The organism is Streptosporangium sp. NBC_01810 (assembly GCF_035917355.1).
Lineage (GTDB): Bacteria > Actinomycetota > Actinomycetes > Streptosporangiales > Streptosporangiaceae > Streptosporangium.
The window spans coordinates 7,415,319-7,432,419 of the sequence record NZ_CP109070.1 but is presented as its reverse complement, the minus strand read 5'-3'; the positions used below and the strand labels follow the sequence as shown (position 1 = coordinate 7,432,419).

Genomic DNA, 17,101 nt, shown 5'->3' with positions numbered 1-17,101 from the left:
GGGCCTGTGAGCATGCTGTGAATCAGACAGTCCAGGATTGTCCGCCATGAGACCGACCCATCTCCCGAAGAACCTGCGCACGGGAGGACTCGCCCTGGCCGCCCTCGTCCTGGTGGGCGCGGGCGCGATCGTCGCACTCGACGGCGGCTCCGACCAGGCCCCCCGGGGGGAGCCGGCCTTCGCCAGACGCGGGACGGTGACCGCCGCGGTGTCGGCCGCGGGCAACACCGTGGACGACGGCACCCGCGACCTGGCCTTCGGTGGATCGGGAACGGTCACGAAGGTCTACGTCAAGGCCGGGGACAAGGTCGGCAGGGGAGATGTGCTCGCCAGGATCGGCTCCGCGCCCGCACGCGAGCGCTACACCGCCGCGAAAGCGCAACTCGCGGCGGCCGAGGAGGCGCTGGAGGAGGCCGGAAGCACGGCGGAAAGCACATCGGGGAATACGACAGGCGGAGTTCCCCAGCAGACCCGGCAGGGGACACAGCAGCAGGGGACACAGGGCCAGACGGGAGCCGACCGGTCCGATCCCGCCGGGCAGACCGGATGTGAGCCCACCGCGACGCGGCCACCGGGGGCGGGCGCCACCCCTGCCCCGACCGGGACGGACGCTCCTGCCCCGGTGCCCGAGCCGACCGGAGCCGAGCGAGAGATACGGGTCGTCCCGGCCGGCGGGATCGTACCCGCCGGATACCGCCTCACGACGCCACCGGTCACGCCCACCCCCGTACGCGACTCGGCCCCCGCGTCCGCGACGGCGCGCTCCTTCGCTCCGGCCGCCGCGCTCGCGCGGACCTCGCCCGCGACGCCCGCGGCCACCCCGACACCGACACCGACAGCGGCGGGAGGGCCGGGGGACGACTCTCCCCAGCCGGCGCCGACGGTCACCGTCACCGTCACCGTAACGGCCGCTCCGACGGTGACGGTGACGGCCACCGCGACGGTCACCGTGACCGCGAGACCGGACGGTGGCGGGCCACCCGCGACCTCGGAACCGGCGCCTACGACCCGGCCCTCAGGACCGGCGACCAACCCGGGTGGTCCCTCAGGACCGGCGACCCACCCCGGGCCGACTGCCGCCCCCACGACCGCCAAGCCGACGGCAACCGCCAGGCCCACCACCGGCAGGACGCCGGCTCCCGGGTCCACCGGATGCTCCACCCCGAAACCGGGCGCGAACACCGGCACGGGCACGGGTGCGAACGCGGGCGCCGGTGCGGGCGCCGGTGCGAACGCGGGCGCGGGCGCCGGTGCGGGTGCGAACGCGGGCCAGAACTCCGGGCAGGCCGCAAAGCAGGACACCGCCCCGAAAACCGGGCAGGGTGGCGGCGCTGACGCCTCCACCGGCGGGGCCGGGCAGGGAACGCTCAGCGTGGAGCAGGCCGAGGCCCGCGTGAAGCAGGCTCAGGCGGAGCTGACCGACGCCACGGAGGAACTGGCGGGCGTGCGGATCGTCGCTCCCGCCGACGGCACCGTCATGTCCGTGGCCGGCGCGGTCGGCGACAGCACGGGTACCGGGACGTTCCTCACCCTGGGAGACCTGGACGAGCTCCAGGTGGAGGCGCTGTTCACCGAGTCGGACATCGGCAGCCTGGAGCTGGGCCAACAGGCGACGATCACCCTGGCCACACGGCAGGGGGAGCGGTACACGGGCACCGTGACCGGCATCGCCCCCACCGCGACCACCACGGACCGCCTGGTGAGGTACGGCGTCACGATCGCGTTCGACAAGCCCCCGGCGGACCTCATGGTGGGTCAGACCGCCTCGGTCACCGTGACCGTCGCCAAGTCCGCGGAGACGCTCTATGTCCCGGCTCAGGCGGTGAAAACCAGCGAGGGGATCTCCCGGGTCACCGTGCAGGGCGGCACCGAGCGGGTCGTGGAGACGGGCGTCCGTGGCGACCAGTACGTCGAGATCACCTCAGGACTGGCCGAGAACGACCGGGTGGTGATGCCCGGCGGCGCGGCCGACGGGGAGTTCCCCGACAGCAGTTGGCCGGAGACCGGCGCCGGCGCCCCCTGAGCCCCGGACGACCGTCCCTGACGCCAGAGCCGGAACCGGGCCGGGGTTGTGGGCCGCCACACCCCGCCCCCACCCCGCACGACCGGCCAGGAAGACGACCTCGAACAGACGATCACTCGCCACACGAGAACCAGAGCCGGAACACCGACCACCACACCTCGCACGACCAGCCCGGGACACGACCCCGAACAGACGGCTCCGTCGAGTCGGACGGAGATCAGCCGGATTCGGAGGCGAGGGGGAGGAGCACCCGGAACGTCGCCCCCTTGCCGGACTCCGAGTCCACGGCGACGCCGCCGCCGTGAGCCTCGACCATCACGGCCACGATGGCCAGGCCGAGTCCGCTCCCGCCGTCCTCGGGGGCGCGACGGCCCCGGGCGGAGTCGACGCGGTAGAACCGCTCGAAGACGCGTTCGCGCTGCTCGGAGGTGAGGCCAGGACCCTCGTCCACGACCTCGATGACGGCCATGCCGTCATCGCCGGAGAGCACCACCCGCACCGGGGTGCGCTCGGGAGTGTGGGTGAGCGCGTTGGTCATGAGGTTTCCCACGACCTGGCGGAGCCGTACCTCGTCGCCGGAGACGATGAGCGCGGAGCCGTCCACCGAGAGCGTGACCTCACGCTCGGGAGCGAGGATGCGGGCGTCGTGGACGGCGTCGGCGGCGATGGCGAGCAGGTCGACCGGGCGCATGACCAGCGGCCGTTGCTGGTCCATCCGGGCGAGCATCAGCAGGTCGTCGACGAGCAGGCCCATCCTGACCGCCTCGGACTCGACCCGGCGCATCAGCGGTGCGGCGTCGATTCCCGGCCCCTGCCGATAGAACTCGGCGAACCCCCGGATCGAGGTCAGCGGCGTGCGGAGCTCGTGCGAGGCGTCCGCCACGAACCTTCGCATGCGCTCCTCCGACCTGCGGGCCGAGGACTCCGACTCCGAACGGGCCTGAAAGGCGGTCTCGATCTGGGCGAGCATGCCGTTGAGCGAACGGCCGAGGCGGCCCACCTCGGTGCGCGGGTCGGCATCGGGGATGCGGCGGCTCAGGTCTCCGGCGGCGATGGCCTGGGCGGTACGCTCGATCTCCTCCAGCGGTCGCAGGCTCCTGCGGATGATCAATACCCCTGCCCCGGCGAGCATCAGCATCAGGCCGCCACCGCCGAGCAGTTCCACCAGCGCGAGCTGGCCGACGATCTGCCGGACCTCGGCCATGTCAACGGCCACGACGAGATTTCCACCGCCGTTCAGGGGTGTCGTGCGGACCCTCCAGCCGCCGCTGTCGAACGGCCGGATGTCCTGGCCCGGGGGCACCTGCGGCCCCGGCTTGCCCTCCACATCGGTACCGCTGTAGACGTCGAAGGTCCTGCCGCTGGAGTCGCGGAGCTCCAACCTCGCGTCGGGCGACAGCGGCCTGCCGATGGGTATGACCCCCCGGTTCATCCGGCGCAGCGCGGTGTCGACCGTTATGTTGATCTGGGTGTCGACGCGGTCGATCAGGTAGCCGCGCATGATCGAGACACTGCCGATCCCGATGAGGGTGAGCGCGATCGTCAGGAGGGCCAGGATGACGGCGATCAGCTTCACCCGTAGCGGGGTCCCTTTGAACATCACGGCGCCGGCGGCAGGCGCAACACGTATCCGACGCCGCGCAGCGTGTGGATCAGTCGTGGGTCCATGTTGTCGATCTTGCGACGGAGCACGGAGACGTAGGACTCGACGATCCCGACATCACCCCGGAAGTCGTAGTCCCACACGTGGTCGAGAATCTGGGCCTTGGACAGCACCCGCCCCGCGTTCGCCATGAAGTAGCGGAGCAGTTTGAACTCCGTTGGTGACAGTGCCACCGCCTTGCCCTTGCGCCACACCTCGTGGCTCTCCTCGTCGAGCTCGATGTCGGCGAAGCTGAGCCGCGGCAGGCGGGGGACGAGGTCACCGGAGCCGGTTCGGCGCAGCACCGCCCGGATCCGGGCCACGACCTCCTCCAGGCTGAACGGCTTGGTCACGTAGTCGTCCCCGCCTATGGTCAGCCCCCGGATCTTGTCCTCGGTGGCGTCGCGCGCGGTGAGGAAGACCACGGGGGTGTCGCTGCCGCCGCCGCGCAGGCGCCGTACGACATCGAAGCCGTCCATGTCCGGGAGCATCACGTCGAGCACGATGAGATCGGGCCGGTGCCGCTGGACGGCGGCGACGGCGTCCGTGCCGTTTTTCGCCGTGTTGACGCCGAAGCCGGCGAACCTCAGGCTCGCGGCCAGGAGCTCAAGGATGTTCGGCTCGTCCTCGACGATCAGCAGGCGTGCCTCAGGTGAGTCGGTCACTGGTCTATTTTCACCGGCCCACATGAGAAAGCAGTTAACTGGTCAACACAGAGGCTAACCCCACAATATGCCTGGCAATGGCCAGGCTGGAGGTCGCCGCCGGGGAGGGGGCGTTGCGCACGAGGGCGACGCGGCCGTGCACGTCGATCGCGAAGTCGTCCAGCATACCGCCGGAGGCGTCCACCGCCTGTGCGCGCACGCCTCCGGTGGTCCTGACGAGGTCTGCGGCGGTCAGGGCGGGGACGTAGCGGCGCGCGGCGCTCAGAAACGACCTCCTGCCCATCGAACCGGTCACCTCCCTGATCCCGGTCCGCCAGTGCCTGGCGGCCAGCCGCCGGGTGCCACGCCAGGCCAGGATCCGGCCCAGCTCCGCCAGGTCGACGTCCCGCCATGAGTAGCCCTCCAGCGCCAGCGCCATGACCGCGTTGGGGCCGACCAGTACCTCACCGTCGATCCTGCGGGTCAGATGCACGCCGAGGAACGGGTAGCGGGGGTCGGGAACCGGGTAGACGAGCCCTCGGACCAGGTCCTTCGCCGTGCCGGTCAGCGCGTAGTACTCACCGCGGAAAGGGACGATCCGCACGTCTCCGGTGGCCTTGACCATCCGCGCGACGGTGTCGGTACCGAGCCCGGCACAGACGATCAGCCGGTCGAAGCTCAGCGTCCGCTCCCCTGCCAGGACCTTCACCCCGCTCGCGGTCTCCCGTACCGCGCGTACCGGATGTGAGAGCAGCACCGATCCGCCGCTCTCCTCCACGTCCGCGGCCAGACGCCTGGCGACGGCGGGGAAATCGGCGATCGCGGTACGCGGGGAGTGCACGGCACCCGTGCCGACGGTGTGCGGCTCGATCTCCCGCAGGGCCCGCGCGTCCAGTTCGGCGATGCCGGGAACCCCGTTCGCGCGGGCCCGTTCGGCGATCCGCCGCAGTTCGGGCCGTTCGGCCGGGGTGGAGGCGACGACGAGCTTGCCGACCTCGTCGTAGGGGATGCGGTGCTCGGCGCAGTACTGCCGCAGCAGTGCCGCGCCCTCCCTGCAGAGTGTGGCCTTGAGCGAGCCAGGCCGGTAGTAGATTCCGGCGTGAACGACGCCGCTGTTGTGCCCGGTCTGGTGGGCTCCGACGTGATCCTCCTTCTCCAGGACCGTCACCCTGGCGCCGCGGGTCAGTGCCGCCTCCCTCGCGACGGCCAACCCGACGATCCCCGCACCGACCACCCCGACCTTCATCGCCGACTCCTGACTGTGAGGTGGGCACCGCCGCCGCCCCTGCCATGCGGTAGGGATCGCGTTACCGCGTGACACTACCCGCCAGCCTGCCGACCTTGTCGGCGGCGAGGTGCCCTTCCTGTGCCAGCCAGCGCAGCGAGTCGGCGACGGTCTCCTGGACCGGTCGCAACCCCACGCCGAGCGCCTCCAGGGTCGGGGTGTCGTACGCGCGGACCATCGTGACCATCATCTCGACGGCGTCCCTGGTCAGCGGGTAGTCGATCTCCTTGATCAGTTTCATCGCGTCGACCACGGCCGCCGCGCCACGCAGCACCGAGCGGTGGACCCTGAACCTCCGGCAGCGGTTCCCGGTCACCTCGTCGCAGACGTCGGCGAGCTGCGCCCAGGTGAGATAGTGCCCGCCCAGCATGAACCGGCGAGGCCCTCTGCCCGGTTCGAGGCAGCGGGCGAGCACGAGGGCCAGATCCCTTACGTCGACGACGCCGACGCCGCCGGCGGTGATCGGCCACCCCTGTTCCAGTCCTGCGCGCAGCCCGTCCATCAGCGCGTCCAGCGAGGGCTGGCAGGGTCCGGCGACCGCCGCCGGGTAGACGATCGTGACCGGCATCCCCTGCTCCTGGAGCCGCCTGGCGTAGTACTCGGCGGAGATCTTGCTCCTGCCGTACTCGTTCCTCGGGGCGGAGAGCGGACTCTCGGTCGTGATCACCGGGCCGGCCGGGGGCACGAAGACGCCGATGCTGGAGATGTGCACGATCGGGTCGAGACCAAGCTCGACGGCCTGCCCGAGGACGTTCTTCGCCCCACTCACATTCGTGCCGGCCGGGTCGCCGGCACGGCCGATGACCCCGATTTCCGCGGCGGCGTGAATGACCGCGTCACACTGTTCGAGCCCGTCCCGCACGGCCGCCGCGTCGCGGATATCGGTCCGGTGCAGGGGAATCGGCTCCGTCACCCCGACCCCGGCCAGCACTTCGCGCGTTTTCTCTGGATTGCGTATGAGAAGAAGCGGCTCGTGCCCGTCGGCGAGGAGCGCGGCGACCGCATGCGAGCCGACGAAACCTGATGCCCCGGTTACCAGAACGCGCATCTTCGAAAGTTAGCGGCAATCCTCACCGGAAGAGAAGGGATAACCCCTCTGGTTCTTAATCATCACTGCCTATTGCCGGAAATCCGTCCGGGACGGTTGAGGAATACCCGAATATGTCGGGGCAATAAATCTGTATGCGGTCATTCATTTTTCGGCATGAGATCACGTTCCCGGCCGGCCGGCGGCACGGGAGACGGCCGTTGCCCCTCGTAGCCGTTACGCACCTGTCTCCCGCCCGCCGCCCACCCCGATGGCACGGCGGGGTATACCTTGATCAGGCCGGACGACAGCCGGAACCGGCGGCTTCACCGGGTGGAAATGCGAGGCGATGAGCAGAGAACTCTCCATCGGCGTCGATCACCACGAGCGTGCCGGCTGCACCGTGATCATCGTCGCGGGTGACATCGACCGTAACTCCAGCGAACTGCTCAGGGGGACCATCGAGCGGCTGGTCTCCGACTACCGTTCGCGGATCGTCATCGATGCCCGGGACATCACCTTCTGCGACTCCACCGGGCTGCGGGCGCTTCTCAGCGGCGCGCGCATGACCTCGGAGGCGGGCGGGTGGTTACGCCTGGCCGAGGTGTCGGACGTCCTCAAACGCCTCCTGCAGATGACCGGCCTGTACGCCTGGTTCCTCATCGATGCCGACGTGGCGGCCTCCCTGGCCCACACCACCCACCGCGACCCGCGACTTCCCGACTGAACCGGCCGGGGCTGCCGGACTGAACCGGCCGGGCCGCCCCGATCGTCCCTCAGCGGGCGTCGATCGTCCCTCAGCGGGTGTGGCGGGCGATCAGGGTGATGGTGCCCGTGGCGCCGGCGGCGACCGCCAGCCAGAGAAGCACGGCCGAGGTCGGCACCCCCGCGTCCGCGCCGGTGTCGTCCTGTTCGGTCTTCGCCCCGGCGACCGGCGTGCGGGCTGGGGCAGGAGGCGTGGGAGGTGTGGGAGCCGCCCGCCGCAGGGCGGACGTGGGTTCCGGAGCCGCCTCACGGAGAACCTCCTCGGGCAGTGGCACCTGGTAGACCGGGCTGCGCTTCCCCTCGCTACCGGTCAGCAGGTGCCTGCCGTCCCGCGTGTAGGCGATCGACTCGGCCTGCTCCAGCTGCGGCATCGTCACCCGGGCGATCTGCTCGCCGGGAGCACGGTAGACCGTGGCGGAGAAGTAGGTTCGGATCACGAAGCTCGACCCGTCGGGGGCGTAGGCGGCGTCGGTGGCCATGATGGGCGCGGAGCCGACCTTGCGGAGCACGTTGACCCTGTCGGTGCGCAGCCGTTTCGGTGCCTGGTAGACGGCGCCGGCGAACTGCTTGGTCACGATGTAGAGGCGCCCGGTGCGAGGGTTCACCATGATGCCTTCGGCGTTGTGTCCGCCGTCCTCGTAGCGGAAGCGGTAACGCACCGCGGGGACGACGGCGTCACTCAGCACCGTGGGCTCCGCAACCCTGTATACCGAAATATCAGGCCAGGCCCCGTCGAAGTTATCGCCGATGTCCGCGAACCAGAGCACCCCCTGGCCTGTCTTCTGATCGACGGAGGCGGCCATGCCCTCCCAGTCGCGGGCCTCCGCTTCTCGCAGGGTGAAGCTCGCGCGGGTCTGACCGTTGGGGCCGACCGCGTAGAAGACCGGTCCGGCGCTGCTGTCGTTGTGCGTGTAGTAGACGCCCTCGCGGGTCGGCGAGACCGCCAGCCCGCTCGACTCGGCGATCCGGCTGTCCTTGAAACGAAAGAGGATCCGCTCCTCGTCGTCCGCCCTCGCCTCCTGCCCCGCGTCGGCCCTCGGCCCCTGCCCAGCCTCCTGCCCCGCGTCGGCCCATGCCGCCCGCCCGCCGCTCACCGATGCGCTCTGCCCCGCGAAGACCGCGGCCGCGGTCAGGCCGGCCACCGCGAACGCGCGAACCAAGACTTCCCCCGGCTTACTCAGCATCCAGTCATCATGCCCCGGCGACACCGGCGGGCGTCACAGACGCGACGGGTCCGGCCGACATGGATTTCCCCCGCGAAGCCTCTCGCCTGGAGTGCACTCCAGGTATTTAGGGTGGGCGTATGGATTACACGCAGCTTGGCCGTACCGGCCTGAAGGTCAGCCGCCTCTGCCTGGGCACGATGAACTTCGGCCCCGTGACCTCGGAGGAAGACTCCTTTGAGATCATGGACCACGCCCACGAGCTGGGAATCAACTTCTTCGACACGGCCAACGTGTACGGCTGGAAGAAAGGCGAGGGCATCACCGAGAAGATCATCGGTCGATGGTTCGCCAAGGGAGGCGAGCGCCGCGAGAAGACGGTGATCGCCACGAAGCTCTACGGTGACATGGGCGACTGGCCCAACGAGGGCCGTCTGTCCGCGCTCAACATCCGGCGCGCCGCCGACGCGTCGCTGAAGCGGATGCAGACCGACTACATCGATCTCTACCAGGCACACCACATCGACCGGAGCACCCCGTTCGAGGAGTTCTGGGAGGCCATGGACATCCTCAAGCAGCAGGGCAAGATCCTGTACGTGGGGTCGTCCAACTTCGCGGGCTGGCACATCGCCAAGGCCCAGGAGAGCGCGCGGCGCCGCAACACCCTCGGCCTGGTCTCCGAGCAGTCCCACTACAACCTGATCGTCCGCGCCCCCGAGCTTGAGGTCATCCCGGCGGCCGAGGACTACGGCCTGGGTCTGATCCCGTGGAGCCCGCTCGCGGGCGGCCTGCTCGGCGGCATCCTCAAGAAGATCGACAAGGGGCGGTCGGCCTCGGAGCAGATCACCGCCGAGCTGGAGAAGCACCGCGACAAGATCGAGCGCTACGAGGCGTTCGCGGACGAGCTCGGTGTGGCCCCGGCCAACCTCGCGCTGGCCTGGCTGCTCCACCAGAAGGTCGTCACCGCACCGATCATCGGGCCGCGCACGCTCGACCAGCTCGACGGCACCACCAAGGCGCTGGAGATCACTCTGGACGAGAAGGCCCTGACCCGCCTGGACGAGATCTTCCCCGGGTTCAGGACGGCACCGGAGGAGTACGCCTGGTAGCCGGTGCTCAGGTGGCGCCCCCGCGAGGTCGTCGGGAAAGCCGCCGATGGGCGTCCAGGTCCCGTCCCAAGGATCCTGCCATGCCGTCCGGGCGGCCGCGGTGGGGGAAAGAGTCGGGGAACGGAACCTAGGACACCAGTGCGCCGATCACCACGAGGAGCACGAGAAGCACGAGCACCGTGGGCAGCAGCCAGCGACGGGGACGATCCACGCCCTGGAGCCTAGCTCTGCTCACGGGATGCCCGCGCCGTCAGGCCCCATTTCTCAACCGTTTCATAGCGGACCTTGGCCCCGAGGTCGCTCCGTATCAGGTGCACCGTCCCCAGCTCCCACTCGGCGCCGGAGAACGGCCCGAACGCCTCGACCAGAGGACCTATGTCCGTCTCGGGGCGGCACCTGGCCAGGCTCAGATGCGGCCTGAACCTCCGGTGTTCCGCCTGCCCGGCTCCGGCTCGGCGCGCCCCGGCCGCCGCGGAATCGGCCAGGCGGCCCAGCCGGAGGTGGTCACCGCGCAGCCCGGTCCAGAAGACCCGCGCCCTGCCCGCCGAGGGAAACGCGCCGGCACCGGTGAAGGACAGTGTCATCGGGGCGTGCCGCGCGGCCGCCCTGGCGAGTCGCGTCCGCAGCTCGGGCAACACCCGGTCGGGCACCTCCCCCAGGAACGACAGCGTCACGTGCCAGTTCTCCGCGTCCAGCCAGCGGAGCCCCGGCCATCGTGCCCGGTGGGGTTCTAGGGCGCGGTCCAGCTCATCGCGCGCCGACGGCGGCGGCAGCAGTCCCACGAACAGCCGCATGCGACCTCCTGCTGATTACCTTTGTCAGCATTCTCGCCGCACCGACGCCGATCAGGGTGAGCACCCCGCCCACCACGACCCCCGTACGGGGACCGCCCAGATCGGAGATCCAGCCGAGCAGCAGCGCGCCGAGGGGGGCTCCCCCGGTGAACACGAGCACGTAGATCCCCATTACCCGGCCGCGCATCTCCGGCGAGGTGGCCAGCTGCACGCTCGCGTTGGCCGCGGTGTTTATCGAGATCAGGGCGAGGCCGGTGGGCACGAGCAGGGTCAGATAGAGGGGGTACCAGGGCGCCAGGCCGCTGGCGATCTGGAACAGGCCGAACGCGACAGCACCGCCGAGCAGTAGTCGCCTGCTCGGCTTCACCCGCCGCGCCGCCATGAGGGCGCCCGCCAGCGCGCCGACCGCGAACATGCTGGAGGCGAGCCCGAACGAGGAGGCTCCGGCCCCGAAGACCTGGCGCGCCATCAGCGCTATCGACATCGAGAACGACTGGGTGAACATCGAGACGAAGGCGACCAGCAGTATCGGCATGAGCAGTTCTGGCCGCGCCATCACGTAGTGCAGGCCCTCGCGGAGCTGCCCCTTTGCCTTCGGTAGCGGTTCGGGGGTGGTCAGCTGGGAGGTGCGCATCAGCAGCAGCCCGCTGAGCACCGCGGCGAACGACACCGCGTTGATCAGAAAGATCGGGCCGGTGCCGCCGAGCGCGTAGATCAGGACACCGGCGAGGGCCGGGCCGACCACGCGGGCCAGGTTGAAGATCGACGCGTTCAGCGCGATCGCGTTGGACAGGTCCTGGTGGCCGACCATCTCGACGACGAACGACTGCCGAGTCGGCACCTCGACGCAGGCGATGAGGCCGAGCGTGAAGGCCATCACGTACACGTGCCAGACCTGAACCGAGCCGGTCACGGTGAGCACGCCCATGGTGAGCGCGAGCAGGCCCATGAGCGACTGGGCGCCGATCAGCAGCAACCGCTTGGGATAGCGGTCGGCGAGCATGCCGCCCCAGAGGCCGAACAGCAGCAACGGCAGGAACTGCAGCGCGACGGTCAGGCCCAGCGCGGTGGCGCTACCCTTCGTCAGGTCGAGCACCAGCAGGTCCTGCGCGGTGCGCTGCATCCACGTGCCGACGTTGGAGACCACGCCGCCGGCCGCGAACAGCCGGTAGTTGTAGATACGCAGCGACCGGAACATCCCGCCCCGCGTCTCGGGGACGGCCTGGGCCGATCCACTCTCGACGGCCTGGAGCTCGTTGACGGTGGCGGCCCTCGCGGCCCGCCGCCGCACCCGCGCCCTCAGCCCGAGCCTTCTCCTGGACTTTCCGCCTGATGTGGCGGACGCCCCGGCGTCATACGAGATCGCCGGGGCCCCGGGTTCCTCGGGGTCGGCTAGATCCGGCTGAGCTTCTCCAGTATCGGGGCCGCCTGCCTGAGCGTCGCCTTCTCCTCGGGTGTCAGCTCCTTCAGTTGCCGCGTCAGCCACGCCTCCTTGAGACGGCGCTCCTCCTTCAGCAGCGCCGACCCCTGATCGGTCACGCTCACGGTCACCTGGCGCCGGTCGGTCGGGTGCGGTGTACGCGACACCAGCCCCCGCTCGACCAGCACGGCGATCACGCGAGTCATCGAGGGCGGTTGCACCTTCTCTAGATCGGCCAATTCTCCGGGGGTTATCCCGGAATGCCGTTCCACCGCGACAAGCGTCGCGAGCTGGGTGGGCGTCAGCGAGTGCACCGCGGCCTGCCTGCGCAGGCGCCTGTTCAGTCGTGCCAGTGACACGCGTAGAGCCGAAGCCAGACCGGCGTCGCCTCGCAGGATCGCGACGTGGTCCTTCCTGGGGTGATTCGTTAGCATAAGTCATTACCTTTGCTAACTATATACGACTGCACGCGATTCCCTCCAGGGGGTTTACTCCTCGACGCGGGCCGTACGGTGCGCCAGACGGTGCGCCAGACGGTGCGCCAGACAACCAGGGCTCGCCAATCTTGGCGTGAAGCAGTCGCCCTTGACACGCGAAAGCCGCCATGATGCCCGACGAGAATCAAGCACCGTGACGGCTTCCGCACCACTTCTCAGCCCAGGTTGAGCAGGGTCTTGATCGGGCCGAGGGCGAAGTAGACGGGGAGGATCTCCTTGGTCCTGGGCAGGGTGCCGTCCTCCTTGACCAAGCCGGCCTGTCCGCCGACGCCCACGATCGTGCCCATGGTGTCGAAGAAGTCGGTGATCAGCAGGGTGAAGATGAGCAGCAGGGCCACGATGACCGAGACCGAGCCGAAGGCGCCGATCGGGTCGAACTCCGCGAACAGCACCAGCGGGTTGTGGAACCCGAAGATCTCCTTGGGCATTTCCGGAACGACGAGCTGCCAGCCCGTCGGGTTGGGGTCCTGGCCCGGCACCGTCGCGGCGCCGACCTTGGTGACGGCCTGGACGATGATCGCGATGATCGTCGTGGCGACGATGCCGATCAGGATGGCGCCCTTCGTCTTACGCGCCACCAGCACCACCATCAGCAGCAGGCCGACCACGAAGACGAAGATCGGCCAGCTGGCCAGCGAGCCCGCGATGCCGAGCTCCAGGGGCGGTCCCGCGGCCACCCGGCGGACGAAGCCTGCGTCCACGAAGCCGATCAGGGCGATGAACAGGCCGATGCCGACGCTGATCGCGGTCTTGAGCTGGGCTGGAATGGCGTTGAACACGGCGGTGCGGAACCCGGTCAGCACCAGGAGCGCGATGATCACGCCCTCCAGGAACACCAGGCCCATCGCCGACTCCCAGGACATCTGCGAGGCGATGCCGAAGGTGACGAAGGCGTTCAGGCCGAGGCCCGCGGCCATCGCGAAGGGGACCTTGCCGATGACCCCCATCAGGATTTCGAGATGGATTCGCGCCTTCACGTAATCCGTTTTGCGAATAGTGAGACACCGTCGCCTAGTCTGGAGCACGTGAACCAGCCACGCCGTCCGGATCTGAAGCCGTTGCAGACCAACGACACGCTCACGATCCTCACGGGTACGGGTCTGTGGGCCGTCGCCCTGGTCGTCCTCCTGGTCGTGCAGCCGGACTCCGAGCACCGCTGGTGGATCTGGATGTGCGTGTCGGGCATCTGCGGCGGCCTTTTCGGCCTCTGGTATGTACGCCGCCGTGACCGCCGCCCCCCGCCCCCGTCCGAGGAGCAGGTCGAGCCGACCACGGCGATCTTCTGACCGGCCGGCGCGCAGGTCGGCAGGAGTGAGAGGCAGGCGTATCACCCGGCTGACTCCCACTCGGCGTACGAGGAGACGCTCACCCGAGCCGATCTTCTAGTGGGGCGTCTCCGAACCTTGACCGGGCTTTTCCGGGCCGGAACGTCTGTTCCCCGCTGCGGGTTTCCCGGTCAACGTTCGGTGTGGGGCCACTAGGTCGAAGCGGTCCAGCTGTCCAGGTCGGCCTCGGCGAGCAGCAACGGCACCGCCGCGGGATCGCGCAGCAGCGCCGCCACCGCGAGCCGGTCGCCCCACTGGCCGGACGCCCAGGCGAGCCCACGCGCCAGCCCCTCCATGTCCGAGGCGTGCACCGTGCCCTCGGAGAACCGCCAGGCCGCGGGGACACCGTCCACCAGCAGCCGCTCATGCGCCAGGTAGCTCGCGGGCGCGGTCGGCAGCAGCGATCGTACGGCCGGCGGAACGTCGCGGACCTCGCCCGAGGACGTCACCTCCCCGGCCGCCTCCTCCCCGGCCAGCGGCAGGTCGAGCAGCTCCGACAGCGCCTCCGCCAGGTCGAACGGGGCCAGGACCAACGGCCGTCCCGCGACGAGCGGCAGCAGGTCGGGGGCCTCGACCACGACCGGCTCGCCCGCGCCCTCGTTCCCAGAACCGGCGTCGGCGGACACCGGTCGGCCGTCAGCGGCGTCGACGACGACGATCTCGTCACCCAGAACCGCGCGGACGGCGCGCGGGGGCGCGACGCGGGCGGGGTCGACGGCGGCGAGGGCCACCCACAGGGAGCGGAGCTGCGCCCGGTCGACCTCCATGGAGGGGTCGCCCAGCAGATCGAGCAGCTCGTCCGGGCCTCCGTGCGAGGCGAGCAGGTCGGCCAGCGTGCTCCGGACGCCGATCATCGCCAGCGCGGCCTCGTCGACACCGGCCGGGGCGTCCCCGTACAGGCCGAACAGCAGCGGGTCACCCGCCGGGAGCCGCAGCTGCGTGGGGCGCCTGCCGCCGAGCACCGGATGCGTGGAGAGCCACCACGCGGTGTAGGACAGCACCTCGACGACCTCTCCCGCCACCAGGACCCGCAGCGGATGCAGTACCGAGCGGAGCGGCGGGCGTGACAGCAGGGCGAGGGCGGCGGGCCAGTCGGCGACGTACTCCAGGTCCCGGACCGCGGAGAACTCCCGGGCGACCGGCGGCACGTTCATCTCGGGCAGCAGGTCGAGGACCGTCTCCAGCCACTCGTCCTCGCGGTCGAGGTCGTGGTCGCACTCGTCCGGGTCGATCATGACATCGTGGTCGTTGACCACGGCGAAGCCGTCGAGCACCCCGACCGCGGCGAGTACCCGGGGGCCGTACCGCTCGACCAGTTCGGGTGCGGCGGTACCGAAGTGCGTCTCCGTGTCGAGCAGCCCGGCCAGCGCCCCGTCGGCGAGGAGCAGCTCGCCCGCCGAGTACAGCTCACCGTCTGCGCCGCGCAACGCCAGCTCGGCCAGCCAGGGTGCGTCGCCCGCGGTCAGCCCCGCGGCGTCGACCAGCGCGAGCACCGCCTGGGCCACCGGTTCGGAGTCGGGGCTGTCCAGCGACTCCGAGACGGCCGAGCGGGTCAGCGGATCCTCCAGGACCGTGCGGGGCGTCGCCTCGCCCGCGCCGAGCCTGAGCAGGAGCGGGTGGGCCGCGTCCGGGTGCACCACGCGCAGCCCGAGCGGGGCGAGGACCGCCGGATCCAGTGCGGAGCCGTCGGTCAGCAGCAACGTGCCGCGCGGCCCCCTGACCAGGCGGCCGTCCGCGAGCGGCACCGGCAGCGCGCCGAGGGCCTCCGGGTCGTCGGCGGGCAGCACCTCGTACAGCGACCGCCACCAGGCCGGGTCCCTGTCCTTGACGGCGTCGCCGGAGAGCATGTCCACGATGTCGGAGAGCTGCACCCGCCTGACGCCGAGCGCGGTGATCGCCGGGTGCCGTGACGGCCATCCCGCGGGCAGCAGCCCACCGATCATGGGAGCGACCATCTCCAGCAGCGCGGCCGTGGCCGCGACCACGGACGCCTGCCGCCCCGAGACGACCAGTTCCGCACCGACCGCGGGCGGGGTCCAGGCCGTGCCGGAACCTTCCGGGAGATCGTCGGATAGCAGGAGCGATGCTCCGGCCTCGCCCGGCCCGGCCTTGGAGTCCGGACCGGCGGACAGATCGGCGGACAGATCGGCGGACAGATCGGCGGGCAGATCGGCGGACAGATCTGCGGGCAGATCGGCGGGCAGGGAGAGCGCGGGGAGCAGCGGGGCGTCGGGGAGCCTGCGCAGGATCGCCCGGCGGATGCTCGCGTCGAGCTCACCCTTGCCCATCATGCCGGGGACGAGGTCGAGGAGCCGGGGCGTTCGCGGCAGGCCGGTGAGCAGTTCCAGGTAGGTGTCCGCGGCACGCTCGACCAGGAAGTCGGCCAGCGGACCCGGCGCGACGTGCCGCCGGTCGGTGGCCAGCGGGAACGAGGCGATCAGCAGCACGGGCAGGTCAAGCGGCTCGTCGCTCGGCGTGGGCGCGTGCACCACGGGCGGCACCAGCGCGGGCAGCGGCCGGGGCTCCCCGGTGGCCTCGCTCACGGGTACGGCCCAGCGGACCCGCCAGTGCGGCCGGGAACGCTCCTCGGTCGGGCGGTCGGCGAAGAGCTCGGCCACCTGCTCGGGGGTGAACCTCCCCGAGGCCGAGACGACCTTCCAGCCCTCCGAGGTGACGATCCTCGTCTCTCCGTCCAGGTCGACCTCGATCGACTCCAGAGCGGGCAGGCCCAGCAGCAGGGCCGGGCTGGTCTCCCTCAACATCGCTCTGACGGCGTCCTCGACCGCCCCGTCACGGAGCGGCAGCCGCACGAGCGTGTCGAACCCGGCGGGGATCTCGACCGGGCCCGCGGGGAAGGGCAGGCGCAGCAGCGGGACGTGTCCTCCGCGCTCGGCGAGCTCCTTGGCCAGCTCGGGCTCGGCGGCCACCAGGGCGGCGGTCTGGTCGCGGGACCAGCGGACGACCCCTGAGCCGAGTGAGCCGATCACCGGTTCATCGCAGACCGACACCACGGCCGCGAACCCGACGCCGAACCGGCCGGCCGCGTGGGCGTCGGCGCGCTTGGCGGAGACGCGCAGCGTGGACAGGCCCTCGACCCCGCCGGCGTCGATGGGAGCGCCGATGTTGGCCGCCGAGAGCACGCCCTCACGCAGCGAGAGGCGGAGCCTTCCTGGCACCCCGGCGCGGAGCGCGGCGTCCGCGGCGTTCTGCGCGAGCTCGACGATCAGCCGGTCGCGGTAGCCGCCGAGCGCGAAGTCCTCCTCCGCGTTGGCGTCCTCGCGGAAACGCGCGGGCGATGCCGTCCAGGCGGCCAGGACGGCGGAGCGCAGTCGTTCGGTGCCGAAGATGTCAGTCAAGGCGATCTTCCAAAGGTCGGGGCCCCGCGCGGCCGGCCGTCCTGGCCGAGA

Annotated in this window: 14 protein-coding genes; 4 read left to right on the top strand and 10 right to left on the bottom strand. The window is 70.6% G+C overall.

Features of this window, described 5'->3' with window-relative positions; translation table 11 throughout:
• Positions 1-46: 46 nt before the first annotated feature.
• The gene (locus OIE13_RS33595) at positions 47-2,023 is read left to right on the top strand and encodes an efflux RND transporter periplasmic adaptor subunit (protein ID WP_326829208.1); all 1,977 of its coding nucleotides are present in this window, start codon (positions 47-49) and stop codon (positions 2,021-2,023) included.
• 217 nt (positions 2,024-2,240) lie between these two features.
• Here OIE13_RS33595 and OIE13_RS33590 read toward each other — a convergent pair whose 3' ends face one another.
• The 4 genes from OIE13_RS33590 to OIE13_RS33575 all read right to left on the bottom strand — a co-directional run bounded on the left by OIE13_RS33590 (position 2,241) and on the right by OIE13_RS33575 (position 6,642).
• Positions 2,241-3,623 carry a HAMP domain-containing sensor histidine kinase gene (locus tag OIE13_RS33590; RefSeq protein ID WP_326830328.1) on the bottom strand — a complete coding sequence of 461 codons (1,383 nt, stop codon included), beginning with the start codon at positions 3,621-3,623 and terminating at the stop codon, positions 2,241-2,243.
• Positions 3,623-4,354, bottom strand: a complete 732-nt coding sequence (locus OIE13_RS33585) for a response regulator transcription factor (protein WP_326829207.1) — start codon at positions 4,352-4,354, stop codon at positions 3,623-3,625. The genes OIE13_RS33590 and OIE13_RS33585 overlap by 1 nt, the downstream gene beginning before the upstream one ends.
• Positions 4,355-4,364: 10 nt before the next feature.
• Positions 4,365-5,555 (bottom strand): L-2-hydroxyglutarate oxidase, encoded by a 1,191-nt coding sequence (lhgO, locus tag OIE13_RS33580; RefSeq protein ID WP_326645481.1) that lies wholly within the window; start codon positions 5,553-5,555, stop codon positions 4,365-4,367.
• A gap of 61 nt (positions 5,556-5,616) precedes the next feature.
• Positions 5,617-6,642, bottom strand: a complete 1,026-nt coding sequence (locus tag OIE13_RS33575; protein WP_326829206.1) for an NAD-dependent epimerase/dehydratase family protein — start codon at positions 6,640-6,642, stop codon at positions 5,617-5,619.
• 328 nt (positions 6,643-6,970) lie between these two features.
• On the opposite strand from OIE13_RS33575, the gene OIE13_RS33570 reads away from it, so the two are divergent.
• On the top strand, positions 6,971-7,348 hold the full coding sequence (locus OIE13_RS33570; RefSeq protein WP_326645485.1) for an STAS domain-containing protein: 378 nt from the start codon (positions 6,971-6,973) through the stop codon (positions 7,346-7,348).
• Between the two features lie 70 nt (positions 7,349-7,418).
• Here OIE13_RS33570 and OIE13_RS33565 read toward each other — a convergent pair whose 3' ends face one another.
• Positions 7,419-8,570 carry a hypothetical protein gene (locus OIE13_RS33565; protein ID WP_326645487.1) on the bottom strand — a complete coding sequence of 384 codons (1,152 nt, stop codon included), beginning with the start codon at positions 8,568-8,570 and terminating at the stop codon, positions 7,419-7,421.
• 119 nt (positions 8,571-8,689) lie between these two features.
• Here OIE13_RS33565 and OIE13_RS33560 point away from each other — a divergent pair, with 119 nt between their 5' ends.
• Positions 8,690-9,658, top strand: a complete 969-nt coding sequence (locus OIE13_RS33560) for an aldo/keto reductase (protein WP_326645489.1) — start codon at positions 8,690-8,692, stop codon at positions 9,656-9,658.
• Positions 9,659-9,879: 221 nt separating this feature from the next.
• Here the strand turns inward: OIE13_RS33560 and thpR are convergent, their stop codons facing one another.
• The 4 genes from thpR to OIE13_RS33540 form a co-directional block, all read right to left on the bottom strand.
• The gene (gene thpR / locus OIE13_RS33555; protein ID WP_326645490.1) at positions 9,880-10,452 is read right to left on the bottom strand and encodes an RNA 2',3'-cyclic phosphodiesterase; all 573 of its coding nucleotides are present in this window, start codon (positions 10,450-10,452) and stop codon (positions 9,880-9,882) included.
• Complete coding sequence (locus tag OIE13_RS33550; RefSeq protein ID WP_326645491.1) at positions 10,406-11,743, bottom strand: MFS transporter; 1,338 nt, start codon at positions 11,741-11,743, stop codon at positions 10,406-10,408. Before OIE13_RS33550 ends, thpR begins: the two co-directional genes overlap by 47 nt.
• A gap of 101 nt (positions 11,744-11,844) precedes the next feature.
• On the bottom strand, positions 11,845-12,306 hold the full coding sequence (locus tag OIE13_RS33545; RefSeq protein WP_326645493.1) for a MarR family winged helix-turn-helix transcriptional regulator: 462 nt from the start codon (positions 12,304-12,306) through the stop codon (positions 11,845-11,847).
• Between the two features lie 218 nt (positions 12,307-12,524).
• A complete protein-coding gene (locus tag OIE13_RS33540) occupies positions 12,525-13,346 on the bottom strand; it encodes a solute carrier family 23 protein (RefSeq protein ID WP_326645494.1) in 822 nt (273 codons plus the stop codon).
• Between the two features lie 48 nt (positions 13,347-13,394).
• Here OIE13_RS33540 and OIE13_RS33535 point away from each other — a divergent pair, with 48 nt between their 5' ends.
• The gene (locus tag OIE13_RS33535; protein ID WP_326645495.1) at positions 13,395-13,655 is read left to right on the top strand and encodes a DUF2530 domain-containing protein; all 261 of its coding nucleotides are present in this window, start codon (positions 13,395-13,397) and stop codon (positions 13,653-13,655) included.
• Positions 13,656-13,846: 191 nt separating this feature from the next.
• Here the strand turns inward: OIE13_RS33535 and OIE13_RS33530 are convergent, their stop codons facing one another.
• Positions 13,847-17,050, bottom strand: a complete 3,204-nt coding sequence (locus OIE13_RS33530; RefSeq protein ID WP_326829205.1) for a sacsin N-terminal ATP-binding-like domain-containing protein — start codon at positions 17,048-17,050, stop codon at positions 13,847-13,849.
• Between the last annotated feature and the right edge of the window lie 51 nt (positions 17,051-17,101).

Bases quoted from the DNA above. Each gene is read 5' to 3' on its own strand.
- OIE13_RS33560 (WP_326645489.1), top strand. From the start codon at position 8,690: ATGGATTACACGCAGCTTGGCCGTACCGGCCTGAAGGTCAGCCGCCTC.
- OIE13_RS33545 (WP_326645493.1), bottom strand. From the start codon at position 12,306: ATGCTAACGAATCACCCCAGGAAGGACCACGTCGCGATCCTGCGAGGC.
- OIE13_RS33575 (WP_326829206.1), bottom strand. From the start codon at position 6,642: ATGCGCGTTCTGGTAACCGGGGCATCAGGTTTCGTCGGCTCGCATGCG.
- OIE13_RS33565 (WP_326645487.1), bottom strand. From the start codon at position 8,570: ATGCTGAGTAAGCCGGGGGAAGTCTTGGTTCGCGCGTTCGCGGTGGCC.
- lhgO (WP_326645481.1), bottom strand. From the start codon at position 5,555: ATGAAGGTCGGGGTGGTCGGTGCGGGGATCGTCGGGTTGGCCGTCGCG.
- thpR (WP_326645490.1), bottom strand. From the start codon at position 10,452: ATGCGGCTGTTCGTGGGACTGCTGCCGCCGCCGTCGGCGCGCGATGAG.
- OIE13_RS33595 (WP_326829208.1), top strand. From the start codon at position 47: ATGAGACCGACCCATCTCCCGAAGAACCTGCGCACGGGAGGACTCGCC.
- OIE13_RS33590 (WP_326830328.1), bottom strand. From the start codon at position 3,623: ATGTTCAAAGGGACCCCGCTACGGGTGAAGCTGATCGCCGTCATCCTG.
- OIE13_RS33585 (WP_326829207.1), bottom strand. From the start codon at position 4,354: ATGTGGGCCGGTGAAAATAGACCAGTGACCGACTCACCTGAGGCACGC.
- OIE13_RS33570 (WP_326645485.1), top strand. From the start codon at position 6,971: ATGAGCAGAGAACTCTCCATCGGCGTCGATCACCACGAGCGTGCCGGC.